Genomic DNA, 25,331 nt, shown 5'->3' with positions numbered 1-25,331 from the left:
TTGGTTACTGCAAGAAGAAATGTTGAATGTCATTCCAAGTTACAATTAACATAAGTAACATTAAAAGAGCAAATCCAACAAAATGGACTAAACCTTCTTTATGTCGATCAATAGGCTTACCTCTAACTGCTTCAACGGCGAAGAATAATAAGCGTCCTCCGTCAAGTGCCGGTATAGGAAGCAAGTTCATTATCCCTAAATTAATACTAAGAATTGCTGCCCAACGCATTAATTGATATATGCCAGATGCTGCAACAATTTCTGTCGATTTATAAATACCTACAGGTCCAGACAACATATCAATAGAAAATTGCCCTGTAACTAATAGACCTAACATACGAATGATCTGTATTGTCCAATTCTTTGTTTCTTCTAATCCATATGTAATGGACTTGAAAGCAGATTTTTCTACAGGGTTATATACCCCAATTCTTCCATACGAATCTTCTTCCGTTTCTACCTCCACCGTTTCCGGAGTTACTGCATATTGAAGCGTTTCTCCATCTCTGTTTACAGTAAACTGAAGTTCATCACCAGGGTGTTGTCTTACTTTATTCACAATCTCTTCCCATGAAGGCGTTCTCTCTCCGTCGATTGCGACAATTTCATCACCCTCTATTAGACCTGCTTCAGCAGCAGCTCCTGAAGGTTCTATTGTCCCGAGTCTAGGGGCATCAGACGGAACTCCTTGTAAGATTCCAATTATAACAAAGATAAAGAAAGCTAAGACAAAGTTCATTAAAGGCCCTGCGAAAATGGTAATAGCACGATGACCAAGAGATTTAGAAGCAAATTGTCTATTCCACGGGGCAATTTGCGTCTTAGTTGGTCCATCAATAATTAGTGCGTCTTCCGCTAAAGAGAACCTATGTAAATTTTCTTCCCCTTCTTCATACCCTTTAATAAACAGTTGGTGTTCTAAATCTGCTTCTTCAACTTCAATAGCACGAGAAGTAGGATATTTGTCTCTTCCAGATAAAATAATCTTTGTCACGAGCCCATCTGTATTTTCTACAATACCAATTCTGTGTCCAGGCTTTAGGTCTACTACCTCTGGGTCTTCACCAGCCATTCTCACATAACCACCAAGGGGCAACAACCTTATGGTATACAAAGTTTCATTCTTTTTAAATGCAAGCACTTTTGGTCCAAAACCTATTGCAAACTCACGACAAAGAATTCCAGCTCTTTTTGCAAAAACTAAATGTCCTAACTCATGAAAGAAAACTAAAGCTCCAAATATGACGATAAACGCAATTACCGTTTCCATTACAATATCCCCACCTTAGTTAAGGCTATCGACATAGCGTCTCGTCTCTACGTCAACCTCTTGAATTTGTTCTAGTGTTGGCTCATTTATCACATTGTGACGATTCATTGCTTTCTCAATCACTTCTTCAATTTGAAGGAAAGAGATCTGTTTGTTAAGAAATTGTGCTACTGCAACTTCATTAGCGGCATTTAATACGGTTGTCATCGTTCCACCGATTTTACCAGCTTCATACGCTAACTGCAAAGCATGATATCGTTCAAAGTCCATTTGTTTAAAATGAAGCGTTTGATATTCCTCGAGCCTTAATCTCTTCGTTTGAGGCAGACTCAATCTCTTTGGATACGTTAATGCATATTGAATAGGCACTCTCATATCTGGTGTACCTAATTGAGCCATTACAGAGCCGTCGTGAAACTCAACCATAGAGTGAATGATACTTTCCTTATGAAGTAAGCAATCAATCTTTTGATAAGGTAAATCAAAGAGCCAGTGCGCTTCAATAACTTCTAATCCTTTATTCATCATTGTCGCTGAATCAATTGTGATTTTCGATCCCATAGACCAGTTAGGATGATTTAAAGCGTCCTCAACTGTCACATTCGCTAATTGAGATCTATTGAGATCTCTAAAGCTTCCACCTGAAGCTGTAATAACTAACCGTTCTACATCTTTTGGATTCTCTCCGTTTAAACACTGATAGATAGCTGAATGCTCACTGTCAATTGGTAGAACGGGTACACCTTTTTCTCTTGCAGCATTCATGACAAGATGACCAGCAGTAACAAGTGTTTCCTTATTAGCTAAAGCGATCACTTTCCCTGCTTCAATAGCTTGGAGTGTCGGCTCTAGGCCAACACTACCAATCACTGCATTCACTAAAACATCCGCTGTTTCTTCGGTAGCTACCTCAATCAACCCTTCAGAACCATAAGTAAAGTGAGTCTTTGGGTATTCCATTGCTAACGTTTGTGCATCTTCTTTATTTTGGACAGATACGATTTTAGGTTGATGGTTAGCCAGCACCTCTCTTAGATACCCTATATTACGACCAACAGATAAACCAACTAATGCGAATTCCTCTTGATGCGTATTAATAACATCTATCGTCTGCGTTCCAATAGATCCGGATGCCCCCAATAAACTAATTCTTCTCATCCCATCACCTCAACAACTGACGTTTTCGATTAGCCAACTAATTTGCATAGCATGTCATGTGTAAATTAGTTATCCATTTGCTATTACTTAAATGAATTGTAAGATATGCAACAATGGTAGGACAAACAATAAACTATCAAAGCGGTCTAGAACCCCACCATGTCCAGGTAAGATGTTTCCCGAATCCTTGACATCATAATGTCGTTTTAGTGCAGATTCTACCAAATCACCAATTTGACCAAAGACAGATAAAATAATAGTCACAATAATAAACTGTACGATACCTGCATCAATAGTAGAGAATTGAATAAATAAGAACCCTACGATTAATGCACAAACAATTCCACCTACAAAACCTTCAATAGTTTTGTTTGGGCTAATATCTGGCCAAAGTTTTCGTTTCCCAATCGCTCGTCCAACAAAATAAGCTCCTGAATCTGTAGCCCATACAACAAATAACGCGAAAAACAGATACTCTAATCCTGAATCAGCAGCTCTAGTTTCAATGAAATAGTAGAAGCCAATTCCGACATATAACGTTCCTAAAGTTGCAAATGCTACATCATCAAATGTAAATCGATTCTTTGTAACTACTGTATATGTTAGAAATAACAAGACACCGAAAAGCGCTAGTTCAATTTTCATGACATATAGTTGTCCCATATACTCACTATATTGTGAAGGGAGTAAAAAAATCCATAATAATACTAATGAAATTATCCCTGGTATGGAAAGTAAGGGTATTCGTTTCATTCTTAACAATTCATATAATCCAACTGTTGCTAATAAATAGATCACTGCGGTAAATGGAGCTTTTCCATACACTACGATTGGTAAAAAGATCGCTGCAGCAATTACAGCAGTAATAATTCTTTGCTTCATGATTTTGACTCCTCGCTTGGAATACCACCATATCTCCTTGAACGTGCTTGAAACACTTCAATCGCTTCAAGTAAATGAGCATTTGAAAAATCTGGCCACAACACGTCTGTAAACCAAAATTCTGTATAGGCTAATTGCCATAACATAAAGTTACTTAACCTGATTTCGCCACTTGTACGAATTAACAAATCAGGGTCAGGTAAGTGAGATGTGTATAAGTATTCTGCATACTTTTCTTCCGTTATATCATTTGTACTTATTTTCCCTAGCTTTATGTCTTCTATTAAATCTTTCATTCCTGATAACATCTCTGCTCTACTTCCATAATTAAGAGCAAAATTTAAAACCAATCCGGTATTATGAGACGTTTTACTTATTGCATTCTCTACCGCTCGCTTGGTATGATTTGGTAATGCGCTAGAGTCACCCATCATTGTCACGCGAACATTTTCTTCAATCAGTTCCGGTAGAAATGTTCCTAAAAACTCTTCCGGTAATTTCATTAAATAATCTACTTCTAGTTTAGGTCTCTTCCAATTCTCAGTAGAAAATGCATAAAGAGTTAGTGCTTTTACACCTAAATTATTAGCTAAGCGGGTGGTTTCTCTAACTACCTTCATCCCTTCATGGTGACCAGCAATTCTTGGAAGTGCTCGTTTCTTTGCCCATCTCCCGTTTCCATCCATAATTATTGCAATATGTTCAGGGATTTCCCCTTGTTTCAATTGAACTATTTGTTCTTTTAATGATTGAACTCCTTTTTGTGAATTATTCGTTTTAGTCGCCCAATCTTTTATTTTCTTTAGCATAGACAAATCCTCCAGTAACCAAACTGCGCATCACTATCATACCAAAAAAACAATTGCTTAGCTTGTAATTACTAAAAATACTCGTATAAACAGGTAAATTTCTCTAATTTACCTATTGTCATTAATATGTATAAAAAGAATAAATAGTATGAATTACAAATCGAAAGCGAAATTAGTTTACATAATGTTATTATGGTTACTTTTATATTGCTTAAATAAAAGGAAAGGCCGCTAAAATGTTTAATATGTTAAACATTTTTAGCAGCCTCTTACTAGCTTATTATACAGAAAGAACTTCTTCTTCTTTCTCTTTAGCTAATTTATCAATTTTTGCAATGAAATCATCTGTTAGCTTTTGAACATCTTCAGAGTAACCGCGTTGATCATCTTCCGTAAGTTCACCGTTCTTTTCTAGCTTCTTCAGATCATCATTCGCATCACGACGGATGTTACGTACTGCTACTTTCGCTTCTTCTGCCTCTTTTTTCACAAGTTTCACTAATTCTTTACGACGCTCTTCCGTTAATGGAGGAATAGTTAGTCGAATGATTGAGCCATCATTTGAAGGTGTTAACCCAAGATCAGACTTTAAAATAGCCTTTTCAATATCACCTAAAATGGACTTGTCATAAGGCTGAATGCTAAGTAATCTTGCTTCTGGAACAGAGATTCCAGCCATTTGGTTGATAGGTGTCATAGCACCATAGTATTCTACTTCAATGCGATCTAGTAAAGAAGCATTAGCACGACCTGCACGAATAGAAGCTAATTCACGAGAGAACGACTGAATAGCTTTCTCCATACGCTCTTTTGTGCTTGACATTACTTGCTTTGCCATCATTATTTCCCCCTAACAATTGTACCGATATTTTCGCCCATAACTGCGCGTTTGATATTTCCGTTCTCCATAATGGAGAATACGACTAATGGGATATCATTGTCCATACATAAAGATGATGCAGTGGAATCCATAACAGCTAATCCATCTTTAAGTACATCTAAGTAGGAAAGCTCTTCATACTTAGTTGCGTTCTTATCAATCTTTGGATCAGCAGTGTATACTCCATCCACATTATTTTTAGCCATTAAGATCACTTCAGCATCAATTTCCGCTGCACGTAATGCTGCAGTTGTATCAGTTGAGAAATACGGGTTACCTGTTCCAGCAGCGAAAATTACAACGCGCTTCTTTTCCAGGTGTCGGATTGCACGACGACGAATGTATGGTTCTGCTACTTGACGCATATCAATGGAAGTTTGCACTCGAGTTGATACACCGATATTCTCCAATGAATCTTGAAGTGCCAGTGAATTCATTACTGTAGCAAGCATTCCCATGTAATCCGCTGATGCACGGTCCATACCCATCTCACTACCGACTTTACCTCGCCAAATGTTTCCGCCACCAACAACTACTGCGACTTCGACACCTAGTTCATGCAATTCTTTGATTTGATCTGATACAGATTTCACTACAGAAGGATTAATTCCGTATCCTTGATCTCCAGCTAATGCTTCACCACTAAGCTTTAGCACGACGCGTTTGTATTTTGGATTCGTCATTGTGTAACCCCCAGACGTTTTAGTCATTCATAAGGAATGCTGAAATAGTTCATTTAATTACTTAAAAATAGGGAACACTATGTGCTCCCCGTTTTGGAAAATATTTTGTAGGAATTCTACAATTATTTTTTCACTTGGCTCATTACTTCTTCAGCAAAGTTATCTTGACGCTTCTCGATACCTTCTCCTACTTCATAACGAACGAAAGTTTTAATTGTAGCACCTTTAGATTCAACGTACTGACGTACTTTTTGATCTGGGTTTTTAACGAATGCTTGGTCTACGATACAAATATCTTCGAAGAATTTGCTTAGACGGCCTTCAACCATTTTTGCTACGATGTTTTCAGGTTTACCTTCGTTTAGAGCTTGTTGTGTTAATACTTCACGCTCACGCTCTGTTTCTTCTGCAGAAACTTCGTCGCGAGATACATACTTAGGGTTTAAAGCTGCTGCATGAAGAGCGATATCTTTTGCAACAGAAGCATCAGTTGTACCTTCAAGAACTGTTAGTACTCCGATACGTCCACCCATGTGCAGGTATTCACCAAAAGCATCGTTATCTGTTTTTGTAAGAATTGTGAAACGACGTAGAGAAAGTTTTTCTCCGATTGTAGCGATAGCAGAGTTGATTGTAGCTTCAACAGTATTACCGTTAGGCATAGTTGAAGTTAAAGCAGCTTCAGAAGATTCTGGTTTTTGAGATAGTAAATGCTCAGCAAGTTCCTTAACTAACTTTTGGAAGTTTTCGTTTTTTGCAACGAAATCTGTCTCAGAGTTTACTTCAAGGATAACTGCTTCGTTACCACTGCTTAGTGTGAAAGTTGTACCTTCTGCAGCAATACGATCTGCTTTCTTAGCAGCTTTCGCAATACCTTTTTCACGTAAGAAATCGATCGCTTTATCGATGTCTCCACCTGTTTCTGTTAATGCTTTTTTGCAGTCCATCATACCTGCACCAGTTTTTTCACGTAGTTCTTTAACCAATTGAGCTGTAACCGCCATGTTGGTTGCCTCCTTCATATGAATATGTAGTCATATTAATATAGTGACTAAATGAGGGTTGTCCGATTCTCAAAAAAAAGTGATAAGGGTGTCGCTCCACTTATCACCTTTTTCCTAAAGACTGAACAATTCCTCATTCAGCTTGATTACGAATTACTCAGCAGCAGTAACTTCAGCTGTTTCAACTTCAGCTGTTTCTTCGCCTTGCTTCGATTCTAGGATTGCATCTGCAATTTTACCTGTAAGAAGTTTTACTGCACGGATAGCATCGTCATTCGCTGGGATAACGTAGTCGATTTCATCTGGATCACAGTTTGTATCAACAATACCAACGATAGGGATGTTTAATTTGCGTGCTTCTGCAACAGCGATACGCTCTTTACGAGGATCGATGATGAATAATGCATCAGGAATAGATTTCATGTCTTTAATTCCGCCTAGGAATTTAACAAGACGCTCATGTTCTTTTTTAAGTTGTACAACTTCTTTCTTTGGTAGAACTGCGAAAGTTCCATCTTCTTCCATACGCTCGATTTCTTTAAGACGAGCAATACGTTTTTGAATTGTACCAAAGTTTGTTAACGTTCCACCTAACCAACGTTGGTTGATGTAGTACATTCCAGAACGCTCAGCTTCTTCTTTAACTGATTCTTGAGCTTGTTTCTTTGTACCAACGAAAAGAATTGTTCCGTTGTTAGCAGAAAGTTCACGAACGAAGTTATAAGCTTCTTCTACTTTTTTCACTGTCTTTTGAAGATCAATGATGTAGATTCCGTTACGCTCTGTGAAGATATACTTCTTCATTTTTGGGTTCCAACGACGTGTTTGGTGTCCGAAATGTACACCAGCTTCTAGCAATTGTTTCATAGAAATTACTGACATGTGTGTTTCCTCCTAATGGTTTTAATTCTCCTCCGCTCTCATCATCTTTATAGCACACTAGAAATTTTCTAGCACCATACTATAAATCAGAGAACGTGTGTAGTTACACCGTTAGTTAATATAGCACATAAAAAAAGAGCAATCAAGAATTTCATTGCTCTTTTTGGCGAAATTTTAGTAATAACTCGATTTCTGTCGTTCCTTTATTAAATAATTTAGCAATTGCAGCTGCTGAATGACCTTCAGAATGGAGCTTTTCTACTTTTTCTTCAAAGGTTAAGGTAGGTGGCTTCTGATTTTCTATATTGTTTTTGTATGCAGAAGTCGCTTGCCTTTTACTTATTAATTCAGTAGGTAGACTGTTTAAAGAAGCATCATTTTTTCTGCTTTCTACTTCTTCTTCCCTATTCACTACTGGTTCTCTTCTCTTCACCAGAGTTAGCTGTTGAATAAACTTGTCATTCTCTTCTTTCATTTCTACTATAAAAGAAGCCATTGTTTCCTCTAACTCACGAACAGCTCTTTCCTGTGACTTCTCTGTTTCTAGTATTCTATTTTGTCTCAATGTAAGATTGATAACAGCCAGTACTAAAATTATTTGGATGATAAAAATAATACTAATGACGAATGGTAACATATTAACTCCTAACCTGAATAGTCAACTGACTTCCCTTTATAGGGGTGTTCACCCAGAGAATTCTTTCTTCTTTGCTCTGATACTTTTGGTTCTCCGTTATTATTACTAGTTTGTGGAGTATTATTTTCTAACGAATTCTTACTTTTATAAACTTGTTCTTTTTGGGAAACGACTTTTCTTTCTCGTTCTTGCTTTTTTATCGCTTCATCAGCAATGACCGATTGAGCTATTTGTCCTCTTTGTTGCATTTGTTCAGAAAGTTTACCTGCATCTATTGTTCTAGGTAAAGCAACTTGCATTTCTATAGCTTTTAGCGTCATCATATCACACCCTTTTCAAGGATTCCGTTTACAATAACTGCTTTTTCAACTTAAAAATAGCTTTTGAATGAATTTGTGAAATTCTTGAAGTAGATAGTTGAAGTATCTCCCCAATTTCAGTTAGTGTCATTTCTTCTTTGTAGAATAAACTCAATACTAATTGTTCTTTTTCTGAAAGGAGGGTAATTGAGTCTGTTAACTCTGCAAGCCTTTCATTATGCAAGATACTTTCTTCTGGAGTTAGAATTTTTTCATCTTTTAAGACAAAACTACTACCATCACGATCTTCTGTATCATTTACTTGTTCATCCATGGATAAGATATTGGCATGAAAATACTCTGTCATCGTACGATAGACATCTTCTTCCGTCGTATTCATTTCCGAAGCAATTTCTGCCGCTGTTGCAGATCTCATTAGCTTTTGTTCTAACTTTTCTACTACTAACTCCATCTTTTTTGCTTTATCTCTTGTACTTCTTGGTAACCAATCTTCTTTCCTTAACCCGTCTAGTATTGCACCTCTAATTCGAAAGGAAGCATAGGTATCAAACTTTAAATCTCTTTTTGCATCAAACTTTTGAAGTGCATCATAAAGTCCCATTAGTCCTAAACTACGGATATCTTCGCGTGAAACGTTTTTCGGAAGTCCAACACCTATTCGTTGAACATGATATTGGACTAGTGGCATATATCTCTTAACTAATATATCACCAATTTCAGGGTCTTTTGTTTGCGTCCATACTTCCCATTGTGCCTGTTCATCATGCATTGTAGGCTGCGTCATGATCCCCTCCTCACTGTTTACCAATCCATATTAAAGAACCACATTAGGATGTTTTATGTTCATCTTCATGCAATAACGACTTTACTAAATTAGCAAGTTCCTCACTCGATGAATGTTCTTCCATTCCAGTGCTTCCTACTTGTATGTCCATTTCTTCAACACTTTGTATCTCCCCTGAAAAGAAATAAGAAAGAACCATTCTAAATCCAAACATTAAGAGATAGAAAATCACAGCGGTACAGACGGATCCCATTAGTACCGATTTGGGCGATTTATCTAGAAAAGTTAGAAAAAAATAATAGGAAAAACCTGCTAATGAAAACCAAGCATTCCATAACCAACTTCCAATCATCAGAGCTCACTCGTCCCTTTATTTACCGTTCGAATAGTTAATATGGTGGAGGCAGGGTCAAAATCAATGGTACGACCACTATTTCCACCCGTATCTTCTGCTACTAAAGGAATTTTTGTTCGTTCTAAATGTAGCTTTAAAATTTCTACGTTCCTAGGACCAATTCTCATCAAATCACTCTTAGTAGTAAATTGAAACATTTGTGCTCCACCAGCCATTTTCGCTTTTATATTACTTCTACTTGCACCGAGCTTCTCTAACCCCAGTAGTAGATCATAAATAGCCGTGTCAGCAAACTTCGCTTCATTAAATACTGACCCATTCGCTAAACTAGAATCAGGCAACATTACGTGCGCTAACCCAGCAACTTTTTGACGATCATCATATAAAATAATTCCCACACAAGAGCCTAATCCAGAAGTTCTGATTGTTTGTGGTGGCTTAGCGAAATCCTTAGCAGCAATCCCTACTTTTACTACCTCTGTTACATCATTCATGTTTGTCCACCCCTAGCGCAGAAAACATGATAGCGAATGAATCTGGATCCGGTAGCAAAAAGAAGTGACCATTTAGTGAGTTATCGTTTTTATTATCATCATCTGTCAAAGTGGTATTGATGACTATTGCCATGTCACTACTTTGTGATAATTCTATTAAACCATAACTAATTATTGCCCCAACCATATCTATACTTAAGCCAGGTACACTAGGGAAAAGAGAGAGGTTTGTAAAATCAGAAAGAGAAGACAGATAAGATCCTGATAATATGTTTCCAAGTTCTTGCATTGCCGATAGCCCAATTTCAGAATAAGGTGGTGAAGAAAACGAAAAGTCTTCTTCTCCCGTCATCTGTTGAATATATCTGCTAGCTTGTTCTAATGAAAGAACAAAAAACATACTACCTGGTGCATCTCCTTCAATACGCAGAAACACACTAACCACTATATTATCAGGTCCCCCAGCCATCTCCATCATTTCATCAAACGAGACTACTTGAACGGATGGTACTTTCATATCAATTTTTCTACCAAGTAGGGTAGAAAGGGCAGTTGCTGAATGTCCTGCCCCTATATTACCTATCTCTTTTAGAACCTCCAGTTGAAAAGAGGTGATTCGACTTAGATTGTCCATCATTCACACCGCATTTACTCTTTTGTAGGTTTTAAAACTTTTGATAGATTAAGCATAATGAGTAATCTTCTTTCTAGTTTAGCGACACCATTGATATACTCAGATTCTACAGAACCAACCACATCAGGTTGCGGCTCTATTGCATTTGCAGGAATGTCTAGTACATCATTAGCTGCATCCACGATAAGCCCAACTTCAAGCTCCTCAGCAGACACGATAATTACTCTTGTATTATCTGTGTAGGAGTCATCCTCCAACCCAAATCTTTTACGAAGATCTATAATAGGTGTTACAACCCCTCTTAGATTAATTACGCCTTTTACGTAATTAGCAGCTTTTGGGACACGTGTGATGTGTTGTAACTTTTCAATCGATTTAACTTCATTCACTGGGATGGCATATTCCTTTTCATTTAATTGAAAAACAATTACCTTCACATCTTGATCCGTTAAAAGTATTTCCGTCAAAATAAACACTCCTATCTATTAATATGAAAACTAGAAATTCTAGTGTCTATAAAATAGTTATTTAATAAGTGCATTGCAATCAACTATTAGCGCTACTTGTCCGTCTCCTAGAATAGTAGCACCAGAGATAGCAAACGCTGAAGATAGGTAGTTTCCTAGTGATTTTAATACAACTTCTTGTTGACCGATAAATGAATCTACGACAAGTGCAGCCATTTTGTCACCTTTTCTAACAATTACAACTGAGAAAAATTCATCTAATTCCCCACTGTTAGGTACTTCAAAGACACTATTTAAAAACACTAGAGGTACAACTTTCCCTCTAAAATCAATCACTTGTTGATTATGTGCATTTAAAATATCTGATCGTTTTACAATCGCTGTTTCAATGATAGAGGATAGTGGAATTGCATACTTCTCCTCTTCTACTTCCACTAACATGACAGAAATAATGGAAAGTGTTAAAGGTAGTTGGATCGAAAATGTTGACCCTTTTCCTTCAATAGAATCAATTGTAATGGAGCCACCTAGTGATTCTATCGTACTTCTAACAACATCTAATCCAACACCACGTCCAGATATATCAGATATTGTTTCTGCAGTTGAAAAACCAGATGCCATAATTAATTCAAATACCTGACGATCGGACATCGTTGAAGCTATCTCTGGTGTAACAATCCCTTTAGATATAGCCTTGGCTAAAACTCTATCACGGCTGATACCATTACCATCATCTTGGATTTCAATGAAAACATGATTTCCACTATGGTAGGCTTTTAACTCGACAGTTCCTTCTTCATCCTTACCAGAAGCTCTCCTAGCTGCAGGCATTTCAATCCCGTGATCAATCGCGTTACGAATTAAATGAACAAGTGGATCCCCAATTTCATCAATTACTGTTCGATCTAGTTCAGTTTCAGCACCCGTAATTTCTAGATGTATCTTTTTATTTAAATCTCTAGCTAATTGTCTCACCATTCTTGGAAAACGATTAAAGACTGTTTCTACAGGAACCATTCGCATCGTTAAAATAATATTTTGTAGGTCTCCAGAAATACGGGACATTCTTTCCACTGTTTCATGTAGTTCGGCATGATTCAATTCTTTGGAAATCTGCTCTAACCTACCACGGTCAATTACTAACTCTTCAAACAGATTCATTAAAATATCTAATCGTTCGATATTTACTCGGATTGTTTTACTAGAAGATGTTTTTGCAGCAGTAACCTCTTGCTCTTTCACCGATCCATTTTCTTCTTTTTTTAGCGTCTCTTGCTTCTGTTCCACCTTTGTAGGAACAACGGTTTCTTCAAGATTTAGTAAGGTTACATGAATCTCTTCGACTTCTGATACTTTTCCAATCTTGCTGACTAAATCGTCTCTTGATTCTTTAGAAACAATTGTTACGGTAAAGGAAGCATCAAACTTTTCGTCTTCTAACAGTTCAACAGAAGGGGAAGATTTGATAACTTCTCCACTCTTCTCTAGGATTTCAAAAACCATAAATACTCGTGCAGCTTTTAGCATACAATCTTGCCTTAATGTAACAGTCACTTCATAACAAGAGAATCCCTGCTCTTTTGATTGAATAATAACCGTTCTTTCAAATTCATCATAAGACATAGAAGACACAGGTCGTTGTTCTAATTCCATTGTAGGAGCTGCTTCTGAAGTAGTAATCGGCATTTCTCCTGTTTCTAAAAGATGCAATTTCTCCATTACTATTTGTACATCTCTTTTCCCATCGCCACCAGATGCTATGGACTCTACCATCTCTTCTAAATCCTCTGTAGCCATAAAAACAACATCTAGCAACTCAGGTGTAACAAGTAATTTTTCGTTCCTAATAGCATCTAAAACATTTTCCATTTTGTGTGTTAAGTTTGCTAAGTCTTCATAGCCCATCGTTGCAGACATTCCTTTTAAGGTATGCGCTGAACGAAAGATTTCATTAACAATAGAGAGATTCGTAGGATTTTTTTCTAATTCTAGTAATTGCTCGTTACATGTTTGTAAATGTTCTTTACTTTCATCAATAAACACTTCTAAGTATTGATTTAAATCCATTATTTCACACCATCCTTAAGGCAATAGATTCATAATTTTTGGTCCAATTTCTTGTAAAGGGAGAACAGTATCTATATTTCCTGATGCAATCGCCATTTTCGGCATTCCAAACACTATGCATGTTTCCTGAGCTTCTGCAATCGCATTCACTTTATGCATACCACGCTTCAAATCTGTAAGTCCTTTTGTTCCATCACTGCCCATACCTGTCATAATAACAACATTCTTTTCTAATTCTGGAAAAGGTAGCAAAGACTCTAACATGACATCTACTGATGGACGATGCCCGCTTCTTGGTGGTTCGATTTGATCCAACTTAATGGCGTATGCTTCTCTTGAATTTGTTATTTTCATATGGAAGCCGCCTGGAGCTATATAGGCACACCCATTTTTTAAGATATCTCCATCTTCCGCTTCCTTTACTTCGATAGAGCAGATAGAGTTTAATCTAACGGCTAAAGACTTGGTAAACCCTGGTGGCATGTGCTGAACGATGACAATTGGTGCACTAACAGTCGAAGGGATAGATGCTAAAACTTCCTGAAGTGCTCTCGGCCCACCTGTTGATGTTCCGATACAGATCAATTTTTTTGCTTGCTTTGACATGTGCTGTGTAGATAATTGTCTTCTTGGTGTGAATGATTTACTTTCTACTTTCGGATAGGATTTAATGCTGACATTTTTCATAGAAACAGAGCTAGCTAGTTTTACCTTTTCAATAAGCTCGTCTTTTATTTTATGCAAGTCCAAAGATATGGTCCCTGATGGTTTGGCAATAAAATCAATGGCACCGTGCTGCATTGCCATCATAGTATTTTCTGCCCCTTCTTTCGTCGTACTAGAAAGCATAATTACTGGTGTAGGTACTTCTTTCATAATGAGTTGTAGTGCATCTAAACCATTAATAACCGGCATTTCTACATCCATTGTAATAACAGTGGGTTTTAATACCTTAGCTTTTTCCAAAGCATCTTTCCCATTTCTTGCTACTCCTACAACAGATATGTCTGCATCTTCTTCTAAAAAATCGGTAATTAACTTTCTCATAAATGCTGAATCGTCTACTACTAAGACACGTATGTTATCCATCAGAATCTACCTTTCTAATAACCTTTTACGCAATTTTTGAAAGAATGAAAGGGTTGATGATCTCTCTATATTGTTTTCAAATGAACGCACTGTAATCTTTTCAGCTAATTGGGAAAACGTTCTCGTAATCTCATCTTTAGGGTATTTTAGCGTAACTGGTTCTTGATTAATTACCGCCTGTCTTAACTGGGTACTTTCTAAGACAATACCTAAAGGCAATATATCTTTCTTTAAAAACTGTTTTACTGTACTTACTAGTCTGTCCATAGCTTCTTTTCCTTCATTTACAGAAAACGCACGATTACAAATTAAATAGAACGGTCTGTTTTCATAACGAAGATGTAAAAATTTCATCATTGAGTAAGCATCTGTCATGGCAGTTGGCTCTGGTGTCGTGATGACCAGAAGTTCTTCAGCTGTAGACAAAAAAGCCATTGTTTGCTCTGTAGCACCAGCTCCCATATCTAATAAAATAAAATCATAGATATAAGCGAAGTTTTCCAATTCATCAATAAGCCGTTTTCTCATATCCAATGAGAATTCAAAAATATCTGTTAATCCATTTCCACCAGACATATAATGCAGACCATTAAGGCCTTCCATTATTGCTTTTTCAATCGATATACCATACTGTAAACAATCCACAAGTGAATAGTTTGGACTTTTACCAAGTAAAAGATGTAAATTAGACATTCCAAAATCCAAATCAAGAATTAACACTTTTTTTTGATGATTAGTTGCAAGAGAAACAGCCAAATTCAAGGTTATATTTGACTTTCCTACTCCGCCTTTCCCACTGACAACCGCTATCGTACGACACGAACTTTGGTTATTTGTTTCAGACCTTTGTACTTGCGCCCTTAATTTACTTGCTTGATCCAACTTGATCACCTACCCCAAGATAAGGTCGATTAGATGCTCTTTTGTTGCTGGTTGAATGTCATCTGGAACATCTTGACCATTTGTTATATAGGAGACCCCTCTATCATACTTTAGCACTAGATTGTATATGGAACCATATATTTCTGTTTCATCCAATTTCGTAAATATAAAAGAGAATTCTGGTATTTGTGTAAAATTCGCTAGCATCGCTTCCCAGTCTCGTTGTTTGCCTGTTGCTGAAAAAGTAACATACGCGTTTACTTGACCTAGTTCTGGTAGCAACGGAAGCAGTTCTTTGAGGTAGCGACCTTCTCGGTAATTCCTTCCGGCTGTATCAATAAAGATCTGGTCCTTTTGTTGTAATTTATCTACTACTTCCAATCTATCTTTCTCTTTATAAATTACTTCTACAGGTACACTTAATAATTGAGCATATGTTTTTAATTGCTCGATTGCAGCAATTCGATAGGTGTCTGTTGTTAAAAAAGCAATCTTTTTTCGCTCTTGTAGGACCGCTTTCGCTGCTAATTTGGCAAGTGTAGTGGTTTTCCCAGCACCTGTAGGTCCTATTAATGTTGTGTACATTGAATTGGTTATTTGTTCACCAAAGGGAATAGAAGCTAATTTCTCAAGTAAATATTTTTTTGCTACGACTTGCGCTTCTTTTTCCGTTAACTTATTTTCTTTATAAGATATTATTAATACATTTGTTATCTCATCAATTAGTAGTGAGTCTAGTTCTTGTTCTGTTAATCTATTGACTACTTTTTCAATTTCTGAAGGGATATATACATTATCACTTAGCGGCCTTCTTGTTTGTCTGTTTAACTCTTTTACTAGGTTCTTTAATTCATCTAGATCTTCTTTCCATGGCTGTGCTTTTATTTTTTCCTCCGGCCTTGTCATAGTTAAAGGCTTAGGAACAACATCCTTTTTCTCAGGTAGATTGTTTCGATTTAATGAAGCGTGTTGTTCGCCGTCAATAGCTGCGACCACTTCGAGTTGTTTTTTTCGAAACAAGCCCATAAATCCACCTTTTTGAACAGTTTTTGAATGTAGTATGACTGCATGAGGCCCTAACTCTTTTTTAATGAGCACCATGGCTTCTGGCATTGTGTTAGCAGTTACTTTTTTTATTTTCATTCAACCGTCACCACCCCAACACTTTGTAGTTCAACATTTGCTTCTAATTCATTATAGGAAAGGATTGGGACTTGAGGAAAATATCTTTCCGTCATCTGTCTGACAAACATCCTAACACCTGGCGAACAGAGAACAATTGCTTGTTGGTTCATCATCCCCATCTGTTCTACTTGCTTTGCGATTGATTCTAGGATTGCTTGGGAATGCTCTGGATCGATCGATAAAAATTGACCGTGTTCTGTTTGTTGGATACCATCCGCAATAAGTTTCTCTACTTTACCAGATAATGTAACAACCTTTAAGGTATTATCCCCCTGCATATATTGATTGGTTATTTGTCTAGCTAGAGCCTGGCGAACGTACTCGGCAAGTACTTCTGTGTCAGATGATATTCGCCCATAATCCGCTAGCGTTTCAAAAATGACTGGTAAGTTTCTTATAGATACAGATTCTTTCAACAACTTCCCTAATACTTTTTGTACTTCTCCAATGGTTAACGGTGATGGTGTCACTTCTTCTACTAAAATTGGATAACTTTCTTTTAAATGGTCAATTAATTGTTTTGTTTCTTCTCTACCTAAAAGCTCATGAGCATTTGCTCTTATTGCTTCCGTAATATGAGTAGATACAACTGATGGAGGGTCCACGACAGTGAATCCAAATGTCTCCGCTGTATTTTTTGTATCTTCTGAAATCCATTTAGCTGGTAAACCAAAGGAAGGTTCAATTGTCTCAATTCCATCAATTAAGTCATCTTCTCCGTCCGGACTCATCGCTAAATAGTGATCTAATAACAACTCTCCTCTAGCCATTTCATTCCCTTTAATTTTTAGGCGGTATTCGTTCGGTTGTAGTTGAATATTATCCCTAATTCGAACTACTGGAATTACCACTCCAAGTTCCACTGCTAGTTGTCGTCTTATCATGACAATTCTATCGAGTAGGTCTCCTCCCTGGCTTGTGTCTGCTAACGGTATTAAACCGTAACCGAATTCAAATTCAATGGGATCCACGCTCAATAAGTTTACGACACTTTCTGGACTCTTCATTTCATCCGATTCCACTTCTTCTTCCATTTCCATAAGGTCTTGTTCATCTGGCGTCACTTGTCTCGAAAGCATGTAACCACCAAATATCATCAAGCCACCAACTGGTAATGTTAGTAAATTAGAAATTGGTGTCACAAGTCCAAGTAAAAGTATTGTCCCTCCAGCGACATACAGCATCATTGGATACGCAAATAACTGCTTCATGATATCTTGACCCAAATTACCATCAGAAGCTGCTCGAGTAACAACAATACCTGTTGCGGTGGAAATTAAAAGAGCTGGGATTTGAGAAACGATTCCATCTCCTACAGTTAGTAAAGAGAACTTTTGAGCTGCTTCTCCAATAGGTAAGCCTTCTGAGGTCATTCCGATGATAATGCCAAATATTAAGTTAATGAAGACGATAATAATACCTGCAATAGCGTCACCTTTGACAAATTTACTCGCTCCATCCATTGCTCCGTAAAAATCGGCTTCTCTTCCAATCTTTTCTCTTCGCTCTCTTGCGTCTGTTTCCGATATCATCCCCGCATTTAAATCGGCATCGATACTCATTTGTTTTCCTGGCATTGCATCAAGTGTAAATCTTGCTGCAACTTCCGATACACGTTCAGAACCTTTTGTAATAACAACAAACTGGATAATGACTAGTATAACGAAGACAACAATACCTACTAATACATCTCCACCAACCACAAAGTTACCAAAGGTATCTACTACTTCACCCGCATCACCTTCTGAAAGAATAGATCTCGTAGTAGATACATTTAACCCTAGCCTAAATAATGTTAGGAGTAATAGTAAAGAAGGAAATATCGAGAACTCTAGTGGTTCTGACATATTCATTGACGTTAAAAGAACTAGAAGCGCAAGAGAAATGTTAACAATAATCAGGACACTTAATAGCCATGTTGGAAATGGAATAATTAACATAGCTACGATTAAAATAACTGCTAATAATACGGATAAGTCTCTTGCTTTCATCGAACATCTCTCCTAACCTGGGAGTTATATCTTTTTTTGAAGTTTATATACATATGCTAAAATCTCTGCTACTGCTTTAAAGAACTCCTCAGGAACTGCATCCCCTATTTCTGCTTGATCGTATAGAGCTCTTGCTAGTGGACGATTTTCTACCATCGTTACACCATTTTCTTTTGCAACATACTTAATTTTTTGAGCCACAAAATCTACTCCCTTTGCTACCACAAATGGAGCATCCATTTTGGTTTCATCGTACTTTAAAGCGATGGCAAAGTGAGTGGGATTTGTAATGATGACATCTGCATTTGGCACTTCTTGCATCATTCTCCTTGTAGCCATTTCACGTTGTCTTTGTTTAATCTTAGACTTAATTAGTGGATCCCCTTCACTCTTTTTGTACTCGTCTTTAATATCTTGTTTGGACATTCTGATATTTTTCTCATGGTCATACTTTTGATAAAGATAATCTAGTAGCGACAATAATAATAAAACAATCGATGCCACAATCCCCATCTGGATAGTTAATCTTCCGACGATATGCATTGTCTGCAAAGGAGTCTTATATGCTAAGTTCACTACTTCATCAAATTGGAGTAATAGCATAAAGAAAGTGACAGAACCTATCAACGAGATTTTTAATAAGGATTTAGCTAGTTCCACCAGAGCTCTAACAGAGAAAATACGCTTTGCCCCTTTAATAGGGTCAATCTTTTCAAATTTTGGTTGAAGTGGTTTAGCTGTAAATAAAACCCCAACCTGCAAGTAATTTGAGAGCAATCCTCCTACTACAGCTACGGCTAAGATGGGTGCCATAAATAATCCCATTTGTGTTAAAACATCAATAAAGATTGCTTCCACGTTTTTTTCTGTTAACTGCATTCCGATATAATTAGTAAAACTTTCTTTAAAGAAATCTAACAGTCTATCCCCAAGTAGAAATGCTCCAAACATAAAAAATAAAAAGATTAATAGTAAACTTATGGCAGTGTTAACATCTTGGCTTTTCGCAATTTGCCCTTTTTTACGGGTATCTTCTCTTTTCTTAGGTGTAGCCTTTTCGGTTTTTTCTCCCGCAAAAAATTGAAGATCTACTCTTAATTTTTGGATCATCTTTCAGCACCTAACCAATCCATTACTCCACGCATTGTCTGAAACATGTAGTGAAATAAGTCTTGTATCACAACCATCATAATGGTCATCGAGATTACTAATACAATAAAACTAACAGCAATTTTTATAGGAAAACCAACGACAAAGATATTGAACTGAGGAACAGTTCTTGCAACAATTCCTAAAGCAACATCTACCAAAAATAAAGTAGCTACGACAGGCATGGATAGCTGTAAAGCAATAATAAAGACAGTATTAAAAGATTTGATTATCATTTCTACCAATGGTTCTTGTGCGAATTGAATCATTGCACTATCTAAAGGAATGAATTCATAACTATAAAAAATCCCATCCAAAATTAAATGGTGTCCATTTAAGCTTAATAAAAGCAGTAGTGCGAAGGTATACAGATATTGACCAATGAGAGGACTTTGAACACCTGTTTGAGGGTCAATTACATTTGCTATCGCAAATCCCATTTGAAAATCAATAAAACCACCCGCTACTTGAACTGCAGAAATAATCATATAAGCTACAAAACCTAATAACAGACCAACCATTACTTCTTTTACTACAAGAAGGATATACGCTCCATCAATGACAAATGGTTGAACATCAACCGTATATACCATCATCCAAGTTAAAAGAAAGGAAAAAGCTATGCGATGTTGCGCTGGTAAGGTTCGGTAAGAAAATATTGGCATCGTCACAAAAAAGGCAGATATCCTTGCTAACATTAGGACAAACACGGAGATGTCTGGAATCAATGATGTCATAGTAATTACCCGATAAACCTAGTTAAGTTAGAAAAAATATTTGTGGCGTAGGATAGCATGTGACTTAACATCCATGGCCCAAAAAAGATGACACCAATTAACACACCAACAATTTTAGGGACGAAAGCCAACGTTTGTTCTTGTATTTGAGTAGTTGCTTGAAAAATACTTACTACTAAACCAATAATTAAGGCGATTAGTAATAGAGGAGCACTAATAATTAAGGTAACGTAAATTCCATTCTCAGCAATACTGATGACAGTCTCAGGTGACATTAGGATTCCCCTCCTCTAAAAACTTTGCAATAGCGATTTGACGACTAAGTACCATCCATCCACTAATACAAACAACAAAATCTTAAACGGTAACGAAATCATCACAGGTGGTAACATCATCATCCCCATTGACATCAAGACACTTGCAACTACCATATCAATTACTAGGAATGGGATAAAAATCATGAATCCTATTTGAAACGCTGTTTTAATTTCGCTTAGAGCAAACGCAGGTACTAAAGTTGTTAATGGAATATCCTGAATGGTTTCTGGCCTTTCATTTCCTGCATAGGTAAGAAATAATTCTAAATCTTTTGTTCTTGTGTGTTTTGCCATAAATTCTTTAAACGGAACAGCTGCTCGATCATATGCCTCATCGATACTAATTTCTTCATTAAATAGAGGCGTTAAAGCTTCTTCATTTACTTCCGAAAAGATTGGCGCCATAATAAAGAAAGTTAAAAATAGGGCTAGCCCGATTAGTACCTGGTTCGGTGGCATCTGCTGTGTAGCCAGGGACGTACGGACAAAAGAAAGTACGATAATAATTCGTGTAAAGGAAGTCATTAGTATCAAAATGCTAGGTGCCAATGAAAGTACCGTTAAAAGTAATAGTAATTGTACGGAAGTGGAGACATTTTCAGGAGAACTTGAACTAAACAAATTAACGAAATCATTCATCTTTGTTCTCCTCCTTACTCCAATCTTCTAATCTCTTTTTCCTATCCTTTTGAATAGATTTCAATTGTGTTTGGAAAAGGGAGGAGAAATTTTCGGTTGAAGGCTTATTTGCATCTGCATGCTTCTTTCCAGTCGCTCTTTCTACTATTTTGCCTACAATATCTGAAGTAGAAGTATTTGAAAGCTTCCCTTGATACTCTTTTATTAGCAATTCTTTTTCTTGTGTATCTTCTATTTCCTTCATTAATTGTACGTTTTCTCCTACACCAACTACGTATAATTTTGTCCCAATCTTCACAAGTTGGATAGAACGATTCCCGCCAAGTGAAGTCCCTCCTAAATTCTGAATCATTTGAGTATGTTGATAGGATTGACTTTTCTTCCCGAGAAATTTAAGAACCCCATATAGTAAACCGATGACAACTAGTAAGGCAAAGATCATTCGAATAACATCACCGAATGACACAAAGCTATTGGCAGTCTCTTCTGTACTTCTTTTCTCATTATCTAATGAAACTTCCTCATTTTGTTCATTTGATGAACCACCGAAACATTCTGCAATAGAGCCAGAACTATCCTTACACTCATCCACAGATCCATCAAATGATTCTGCATGGGTCACAAGAGAGAAAGACCCATGCAGAGTGAGAATGATCATTGCGAAAAGAAGTAATTCTGTAAGTCTTCTTAGATGTCGCAAAGCACATTCACCTTTCCTATTACGATAACGTTTTTGCAATTGCTTCGATTACACGATCAGCTTGGAATGGTTTAACAATAAAGTCTTTTGCACCAGCTTGAATTGCATCAATAACCATTGCCTGTTGTCCCATTGCAGAACACATAATAATTTTTGCATTTGCATCGTATGATTTAATTTCCTTAAGAGCAGTTATCCCATCCATTTCGGGCATAGTAATATCCATTGTAACTAAATCTGGCTTATGTTCTTTGTATTTTTCTACTGCTTGTGCACCATCTGCAGCTTCAGCAACAACATTGTATCCATTTTTTGTCAAGATATCTTTGATCATCATTCGCATAAAAGCTGCGTCGTCTACGATTAAAATTGATTTTCCCATTTGTTACATCCTCCATTTACATCGATCATTTTAATTTTTTAATACGTTCTGATTGACTCACTATATCCGTAATCCGCACACCGAAGTTTTCTTCAATAACGACTACTTCACCTTTTGCTACTAATCTACTATTCACTAAAATATCAACCGGTTCCCCAGCAAGTTTATCTAATTCAATTATGGAGCCAGAGGACAACTCCAGGATTTCTTTTACAGAACGCTTTGTTCTACCTAGTTCCACTGTAACTTGAAGTGGGATGTCTAATAACATATTTAAGTTTCTAGCCTCATGTTCTTGTAAACTAGGAGCTTCAAAGCTTGTGAAAGAAGCTGGTTGAATATTAGTTACTTGTGATTGTCCATAAGATGATTGTGTTCCACCAAAATGGTGTGGTCCAGTAGCCTCGGCGACGACTGCCGTATTTCCATGTGAGTAAGGAACTTCATTTACACTAGCACTTCTAACACTTGTCGGAGATTGTTGTAAATGGTCTGAACGTGACGAATCCTTCTCTTCTATTGTAACGGATTTTTCTTCCTTTGTGTCCACTGGTTGGAATAATTCTGAAACTAATTGTTTTGCAAAAGTAAGTGGAGATAGTTGCATTATTTTAGAATCAATTAAATCTCCAACCTTTATAGAAAAAGAGGCTCTTACTAACAAATCATCTTGTTGTAAATTTGATTGACCCTTTCCATCGTCTAAATCTAGTAAATCAATGGACGGTGGAGAAATATCAACTTTTTTCTTAAAAATCGTCGACATAGATGTTGCTGCAGAACCCATCATTTGGTTCATTGCTTCCTGTACAGCACTTAGTTGAATTTCACCTAAGAGTTCTGCTGGATTCCTTCCATCTCCACCTAGCATTAAATCTGCAATAATTGCCGCGTCACTCTGTTTAATTACTAACAGATTGTTACCTGAAAAACCTTCTGTGTAACCAACATTTATTGCCACGTATGGATCTGGAAACTCTCCTCTTAAGTTTGAGCGGTCCACTACAGAGACAGTTGGAGTGGTAATTTCAACCTTTTGGTTTAAAAGTGTGGACAACGCGGTTGCAGAGCTACCAAAAGAGATGTTTCCAATCTCCCCTAGTGCATCTTGCTCCTCTGGTAGTAAATAATCATCGACGTTTAACCCTGATGATTGTGTATCAGATGAAGCTCCATTGCCGGAACTATCATCACTAGTTCCTTTTAACAAAGCATCAATCTCTTCTTGAGATAGCATTTCATCACTCATCATCGTCGTCTCCTCCCTTCAATACATCCAAAATTTGTATTCCCATATGTCTCTTTACTTTTCCTACTTGACCAGTAAATTTCGGTATTCCTCCAACTTTTACAACAAGAGGTTTATCTATAGACTGATTTAGTTCAATGACATCTCCAATATCTAGAAGTAGAAAATCTTCTATAGCTATTTCAGATGTTCCTAGTTCAGCTACTAATGGAACTTGAGACTTTTTTACTTTATTTTCTAGTAACTCTACTTCGATTGGATTTCTATCTTTTTTCTTTGTTTGCATCCAGTAATGAACTGATAACTTCGGAATGATAGGTTCTAATACTACGTGAGGTATACAAATATTAATCATCCCACTTGTATCACCTATGGTCGTATTCAACGAAATAACTACAACCGTTTCATTAGGAGAAACCATTTGTAAGAACTGAGGATTTACTTCGAATTCACTTAACATAGGATCAATATCTGAAATAGTTGACCAAGCTTCTCTGAAATATTCAAACGCTCGTTCAAACGTATTGGACATAATTCTGGTTTCGATTTCTGTTAAGTTATCCACTTTATTAATGCTCTCACCTGATCCCCCTAATATGCGATCCATCATGGCATAGGCTATATTAGGATTCACTTCCATTAGAATTCGTCCATCTAAAGGTGGAACTTCAAATGTGTTTAAGATTGTCATCTTAGGTATGGAACGAATAAATTCTTCGTACGGAATTTGATCAGCGGATGCAACTGTTATTTGGACATACGTTCTAAGATGTGCAGAAAAGAACGTTGTTAATAGACGTGCAAAGTTCTCATGAATTCTTGTCAAGCTTCTAATTTGATCTTTCGAAAAGCGTAGAGCACGCTTAAAATCATAGACCTTAACTTTCTTTTCTTGTTCCTCTTTTTTTAGTTCATCTGCTGACATCTCTCCAGTAGAAATAGCAGAGAGGAGAGCATCAATTTCACTTTGTGACAATACATCTCCAGCCACGACATCTTCACCTCCTATAGATGTTTAACGAACATTATTGTATTACTGCGGAGGTGATGTACACCCGAACAACACTACCTTCTTGCATTAACTCGGACGTCCTTGTTTGGATTACATCTTCCAATTGTTGCTTACCTTCAGCACTGCTTAAATCTTCCGCAGTTTTGGAAGATAACTCTTCAATAATAATATTCTGAACTTGAAAACTACGTTTCTCTAATTCTTCTTTTGCTTTTTTGCTATCGGATTGAATTTTAAAAGCTATTCTGATAAAATCGTTACCTTGTAAATTCGTGGTCATTTCAGGTACGTCAACAGATGCCTCTAATATTTCATCAATTGTTGGCTCTTTCGGCTCATCTCCACTTGCCTTTTGACTATTTAGGATTAGCACCAAAAAAATAGTTCCTACTATGAGAATGGAACCAACCATCCCTAACATAATAATCATCAATTTATTATTCTTCATCCTGCGCTATCCTTTCTCTAGTTAATCGCCCGAGTGTATGAATAGATTGATAAAATTCCACACATCTCTGTTCTACTTCTTTTCGGGATTCTTTCACAACAAATTTCTTTCCATTTGTTAGCGTAATCGTCGTATCAGGAAACGACTCCATCGTCTCTATATAGAGTGCGTTAATGGTAAAATTAGATCCATTTAATCTAGTAACTTGAATCATTGGTGTGACCA

The 25,331-nt window shown here is 36.9% G+C and carries 30 protein-coding genes; all 30 read right to left on the bottom strand.

Annotated elements, in window-relative coordinates; translation table 11 throughout:
* Positions 1–4: 4 nt before the first annotated feature.
* Entirely contained in the window at positions 5–1,270 is a 1,266-nt protein-coding gene (rseP, locus tag G8O30_RS05070; RefSeq protein WP_239673902.1) for an RIP metalloprotease RseP, read from the bottom strand.
* Between the two features lie 15 nt (positions 1,271–1,285).
* Positions 1,286–2,428 (bottom strand): 1-deoxy-D-xylulose-5-phosphate reductoisomerase, encoded by a 1,143-nt coding sequence (gene dxr, locus G8O30_RS05065; RefSeq protein ID WP_239673901.1) that lies wholly within the window; start codon positions 2,426–2,428, stop codon positions 1,286–1,288.
* 87 nt (positions 2,429–2,515) lie between these two features.
* Complete coding sequence (locus G8O30_RS05060; protein ID WP_239673900.1) at positions 2,516–3,310, bottom strand: phosphatidate cytidylyltransferase; 795 nt, start codon at positions 3,308–3,310, stop codon at positions 2,516–2,518.
* A complete protein-coding gene (locus tag G8O30_RS05055; RefSeq protein WP_239673899.1) occupies positions 3,307–4,119 on the bottom strand; it encodes an undecaprenyl pyrophosphate synthase in 813 nt (270 codons plus the stop codon). The genes G8O30_RS05060 and G8O30_RS05055 overlap by 4 nt, the downstream gene beginning before the upstream one ends.
* Positions 4,120–4,399: 280 nt before the next feature.
* Positions 4,400–4,957, bottom strand: coding sequence for a ribosome recycling factor (frr, locus tag G8O30_RS05050; protein WP_239674493.1), 558 nt, complete (start codon positions 4,955–4,957; stop codon positions 4,400–4,402).
* A 2-nt stretch (positions 4,958–4,959) separates the two neighbouring features.
* A complete protein-coding gene (gene pyrH / locus G8O30_RS05045; RefSeq protein WP_239673898.1) occupies positions 4,960–5,682 on the bottom strand; it encodes a UMP kinase in 723 nt (240 codons plus the stop codon).
* A 122-nt stretch (positions 5,683–5,804) separates the two neighbouring features.
* Complete coding sequence (gene tsf / locus G8O30_RS05040) at positions 5,805–6,686, bottom strand: translation elongation factor Ts (RefSeq protein WP_239673897.1); 882 nt, start codon at positions 6,684–6,686, stop codon at positions 5,805–5,807.
* Between the two features lie 153 nt (positions 6,687–6,839).
* On the bottom strand, positions 6,840–7,568 hold the full coding sequence (rpsB, locus tag G8O30_RS05035; protein ID WP_239673896.1) for a 30S ribosomal protein S2: 729 nt from the start codon (positions 7,566–7,568) through the stop codon (positions 6,840–6,842).
* Between the two features lie 151 nt (positions 7,569–7,719).
* Positions 7,720–8,205 carry a hypothetical protein gene (locus G8O30_RS05030; protein WP_239673895.1) on the bottom strand — a complete coding sequence of 162 codons (486 nt, stop codon included), beginning with the start codon at positions 8,203–8,205 and terminating at the stop codon, positions 7,720–7,722.
* 8 nt (positions 8,206–8,213) lie between these two features.
* The gene (locus G8O30_RS05025) at positions 8,214–8,528 is read right to left on the bottom strand and encodes a hypothetical protein (RefSeq protein WP_239673894.1); all 315 of its coding nucleotides are present in this window, start codon (positions 8,526–8,528) and stop codon (positions 8,214–8,216) included.
* Between the two features lie 25 nt (positions 8,529–8,553).
* Positions 8,554–9,309 (bottom strand): FliA/WhiG family RNA polymerase sigma factor, encoded by a 756-nt coding sequence (locus G8O30_RS05020; RefSeq protein ID WP_239673893.1) that lies wholly within the window; start codon positions 9,307–9,309, stop codon positions 8,554–8,556.
* A gap of 43 nt (positions 9,310–9,352) precedes the next feature.
* Positions 9,353–9,661, bottom strand: coding sequence for a hypothetical protein (locus G8O30_RS05015; protein WP_239673892.1), 309 nt, complete (start codon positions 9,659–9,661; stop codon positions 9,353–9,355).
* Positions 9,661–10,158, bottom strand: a complete 498-nt coding sequence (locus G8O30_RS05010; protein ID WP_239673891.1) for a chemotaxis protein CheD — start codon at positions 10,156–10,158, stop codon at positions 9,661–9,663. Before G8O30_RS05010 ends, G8O30_RS05015 begins: the two co-directional genes overlap by 1 nt.
* Entirely contained in the window at positions 10,151–10,792 is a 642-nt protein-coding gene (locus G8O30_RS05005; RefSeq protein WP_239674492.1) for a chemotaxis protein CheC, read from the bottom strand. The genes G8O30_RS05010 and G8O30_RS05005 overlap by 8 nt, the downstream gene beginning before the upstream one ends.
* 14 nt (positions 10,793–10,806) lie before the next feature.
* Positions 10,807–11,259, bottom strand: coding sequence for a chemotaxis protein CheW (locus tag G8O30_RS05000; RefSeq protein WP_239673890.1), 453 nt, complete (start codon positions 11,257–11,259; stop codon positions 10,807–10,809).
* Positions 11,260–11,316: 57 nt separating this feature from the next.
* Entirely contained in the window at positions 11,317–13,326 is a 2,010-nt protein-coding gene (locus G8O30_RS04995; protein ID WP_239673889.1) for a chemotaxis protein CheA, read from the bottom strand.
* A 15-nt stretch (positions 13,327–13,341) separates the two neighbouring features.
* Complete coding sequence (locus tag G8O30_RS04990; RefSeq protein WP_239673888.1) at positions 13,342–14,415, bottom strand: protein-glutamate methylesterase/protein-glutamine glutaminase; 1,074 nt, start codon at positions 14,413–14,415, stop codon at positions 13,342–13,344.
* Between the two features lie 6 nt (positions 14,416–14,421).
* On the bottom strand, positions 14,422–15,297 hold the full coding sequence (locus tag G8O30_RS04985; protein ID WP_239673887.1) for a MinD/ParA family protein: 876 nt from the start codon (positions 15,295–15,297) through the stop codon (positions 14,422–14,424).
* 9 nt (positions 15,298–15,306) lie between these two features.
* Positions 15,307–16,440: a flagellar biosynthesis GTPase FlhF gene (gene flhF / locus G8O30_RS04980; RefSeq protein WP_239673886.1), complete on the bottom strand. Its 1,134-nt coding sequence runs from the start codon at positions 16,438–16,440 to the stop codon at positions 15,307–15,309.
* The gene (gene flhA, locus G8O30_RS04975; protein ID WP_239673885.1) at positions 16,437–18,473 is read right to left on the bottom strand and encodes a flagellar biosynthesis protein FlhA; all 2,037 of its coding nucleotides are present in this window, start codon (positions 18,471–18,473) and stop codon (positions 16,437–16,439) included. Before flhA ends, flhF begins: the two co-directional genes overlap by 4 nt.
* Positions 18,474–18,497: 24 nt before the next feature.
* Positions 18,498–19,583, bottom strand: coding sequence for a flagellar biosynthesis protein FlhB (gene flhB, locus G8O30_RS04970; protein WP_239673884.1), 1,086 nt, complete (start codon positions 19,581–19,583; stop codon positions 18,498–18,500).
* The gene (fliR, locus tag G8O30_RS04965) at positions 19,580–20,359 is read right to left on the bottom strand and encodes a flagellar biosynthetic protein FliR (protein WP_239673883.1); all 780 of its coding nucleotides are present in this window, start codon (positions 20,357–20,359) and stop codon (positions 19,580–19,582) included. Before fliR ends, flhB begins: the two co-directional genes overlap by 4 nt.
* A gap of 5 nt (positions 20,360–20,364) precedes the next feature.
* Entirely contained in the window at positions 20,365–20,634 is a 270-nt protein-coding gene (fliQ, locus tag G8O30_RS04960) for a flagellar biosynthesis protein FliQ (RefSeq protein ID WP_239673882.1), read from the bottom strand.
* 15 nt (positions 20,635–20,649) lie between these two features.
* Positions 20,650–21,315, bottom strand: coding sequence for a flagellar type III secretion system pore protein FliP (gene fliP, locus G8O30_RS04955; protein ID WP_239673881.1), 666 nt, complete (start codon positions 21,313–21,315; stop codon positions 20,650–20,652).
* Positions 21,308–22,015, bottom strand: coding sequence for a flagellar biosynthetic protein FliO (locus G8O30_RS04950; protein ID WP_239673880.1), 708 nt, complete (start codon positions 22,013–22,015; stop codon positions 21,308–21,310). The genes fliP and G8O30_RS04950 overlap by 8 nt, the downstream gene beginning before the upstream one ends.
* Before the next feature lie 19 nt (positions 22,016–22,034).
* The gene (locus G8O30_RS04945) at positions 22,035–22,397 is read right to left on the bottom strand and encodes a chemotaxis protein CheY (protein ID WP_239673879.1); all 363 of its coding nucleotides are present in this window, start codon (positions 22,395–22,397) and stop codon (positions 22,035–22,037) included.
* Between the two features lie 25 nt (positions 22,398–22,422).
* A complete protein-coding gene (gene fliY / locus G8O30_RS04940; RefSeq protein WP_239673878.1) occupies positions 22,423–23,649 on the bottom strand; it encodes a flagellar motor switch phosphatase FliY in 1,227 nt (408 codons plus the stop codon).
* Complete coding sequence (fliM, locus tag G8O30_RS04935; RefSeq protein ID WP_239673877.1) at positions 23,639–24,637, bottom strand: flagellar motor switch protein FliM; 999 nt, start codon at positions 24,635–24,637, stop codon at positions 23,639–23,641. The genes fliY and fliM overlap by 11 nt, the downstream gene beginning before the upstream one ends.
* Before the next feature lie 34 nt (positions 24,638–24,671).
* Entirely contained in the window at positions 24,672–25,106 is a 435-nt protein-coding gene (gene fliL / locus G8O30_RS04930) for a flagellar basal body-associated protein FliL (RefSeq protein ID WP_239673876.1), read from the bottom strand.
* Positions 25,096–25,320, bottom strand: coding sequence for a flagellar FlbD family protein (locus G8O30_RS04925; RefSeq protein WP_239673875.1), 225 nt, complete (start codon positions 25,318–25,320; stop codon positions 25,096–25,098). Before G8O30_RS04925 ends, fliL begins: the two co-directional genes overlap by 11 nt.
* Positions 25,321–25,331 lie beyond the last annotated feature (11 nt).

Source organism: Mangrovibacillus cuniculi (assembly GCF_015482585.1).
Taxonomy (GTDB): Bacteria; Bacillota; Bacilli; order Bacillales; family R1DC41; genus Mangrovibacillus; species Mangrovibacillus cuniculi.
The sequence above is the reverse complement of the archived record's forward strand: the minus strand, read 5'-3'. Positions and strand labels throughout refer to the sequence as shown.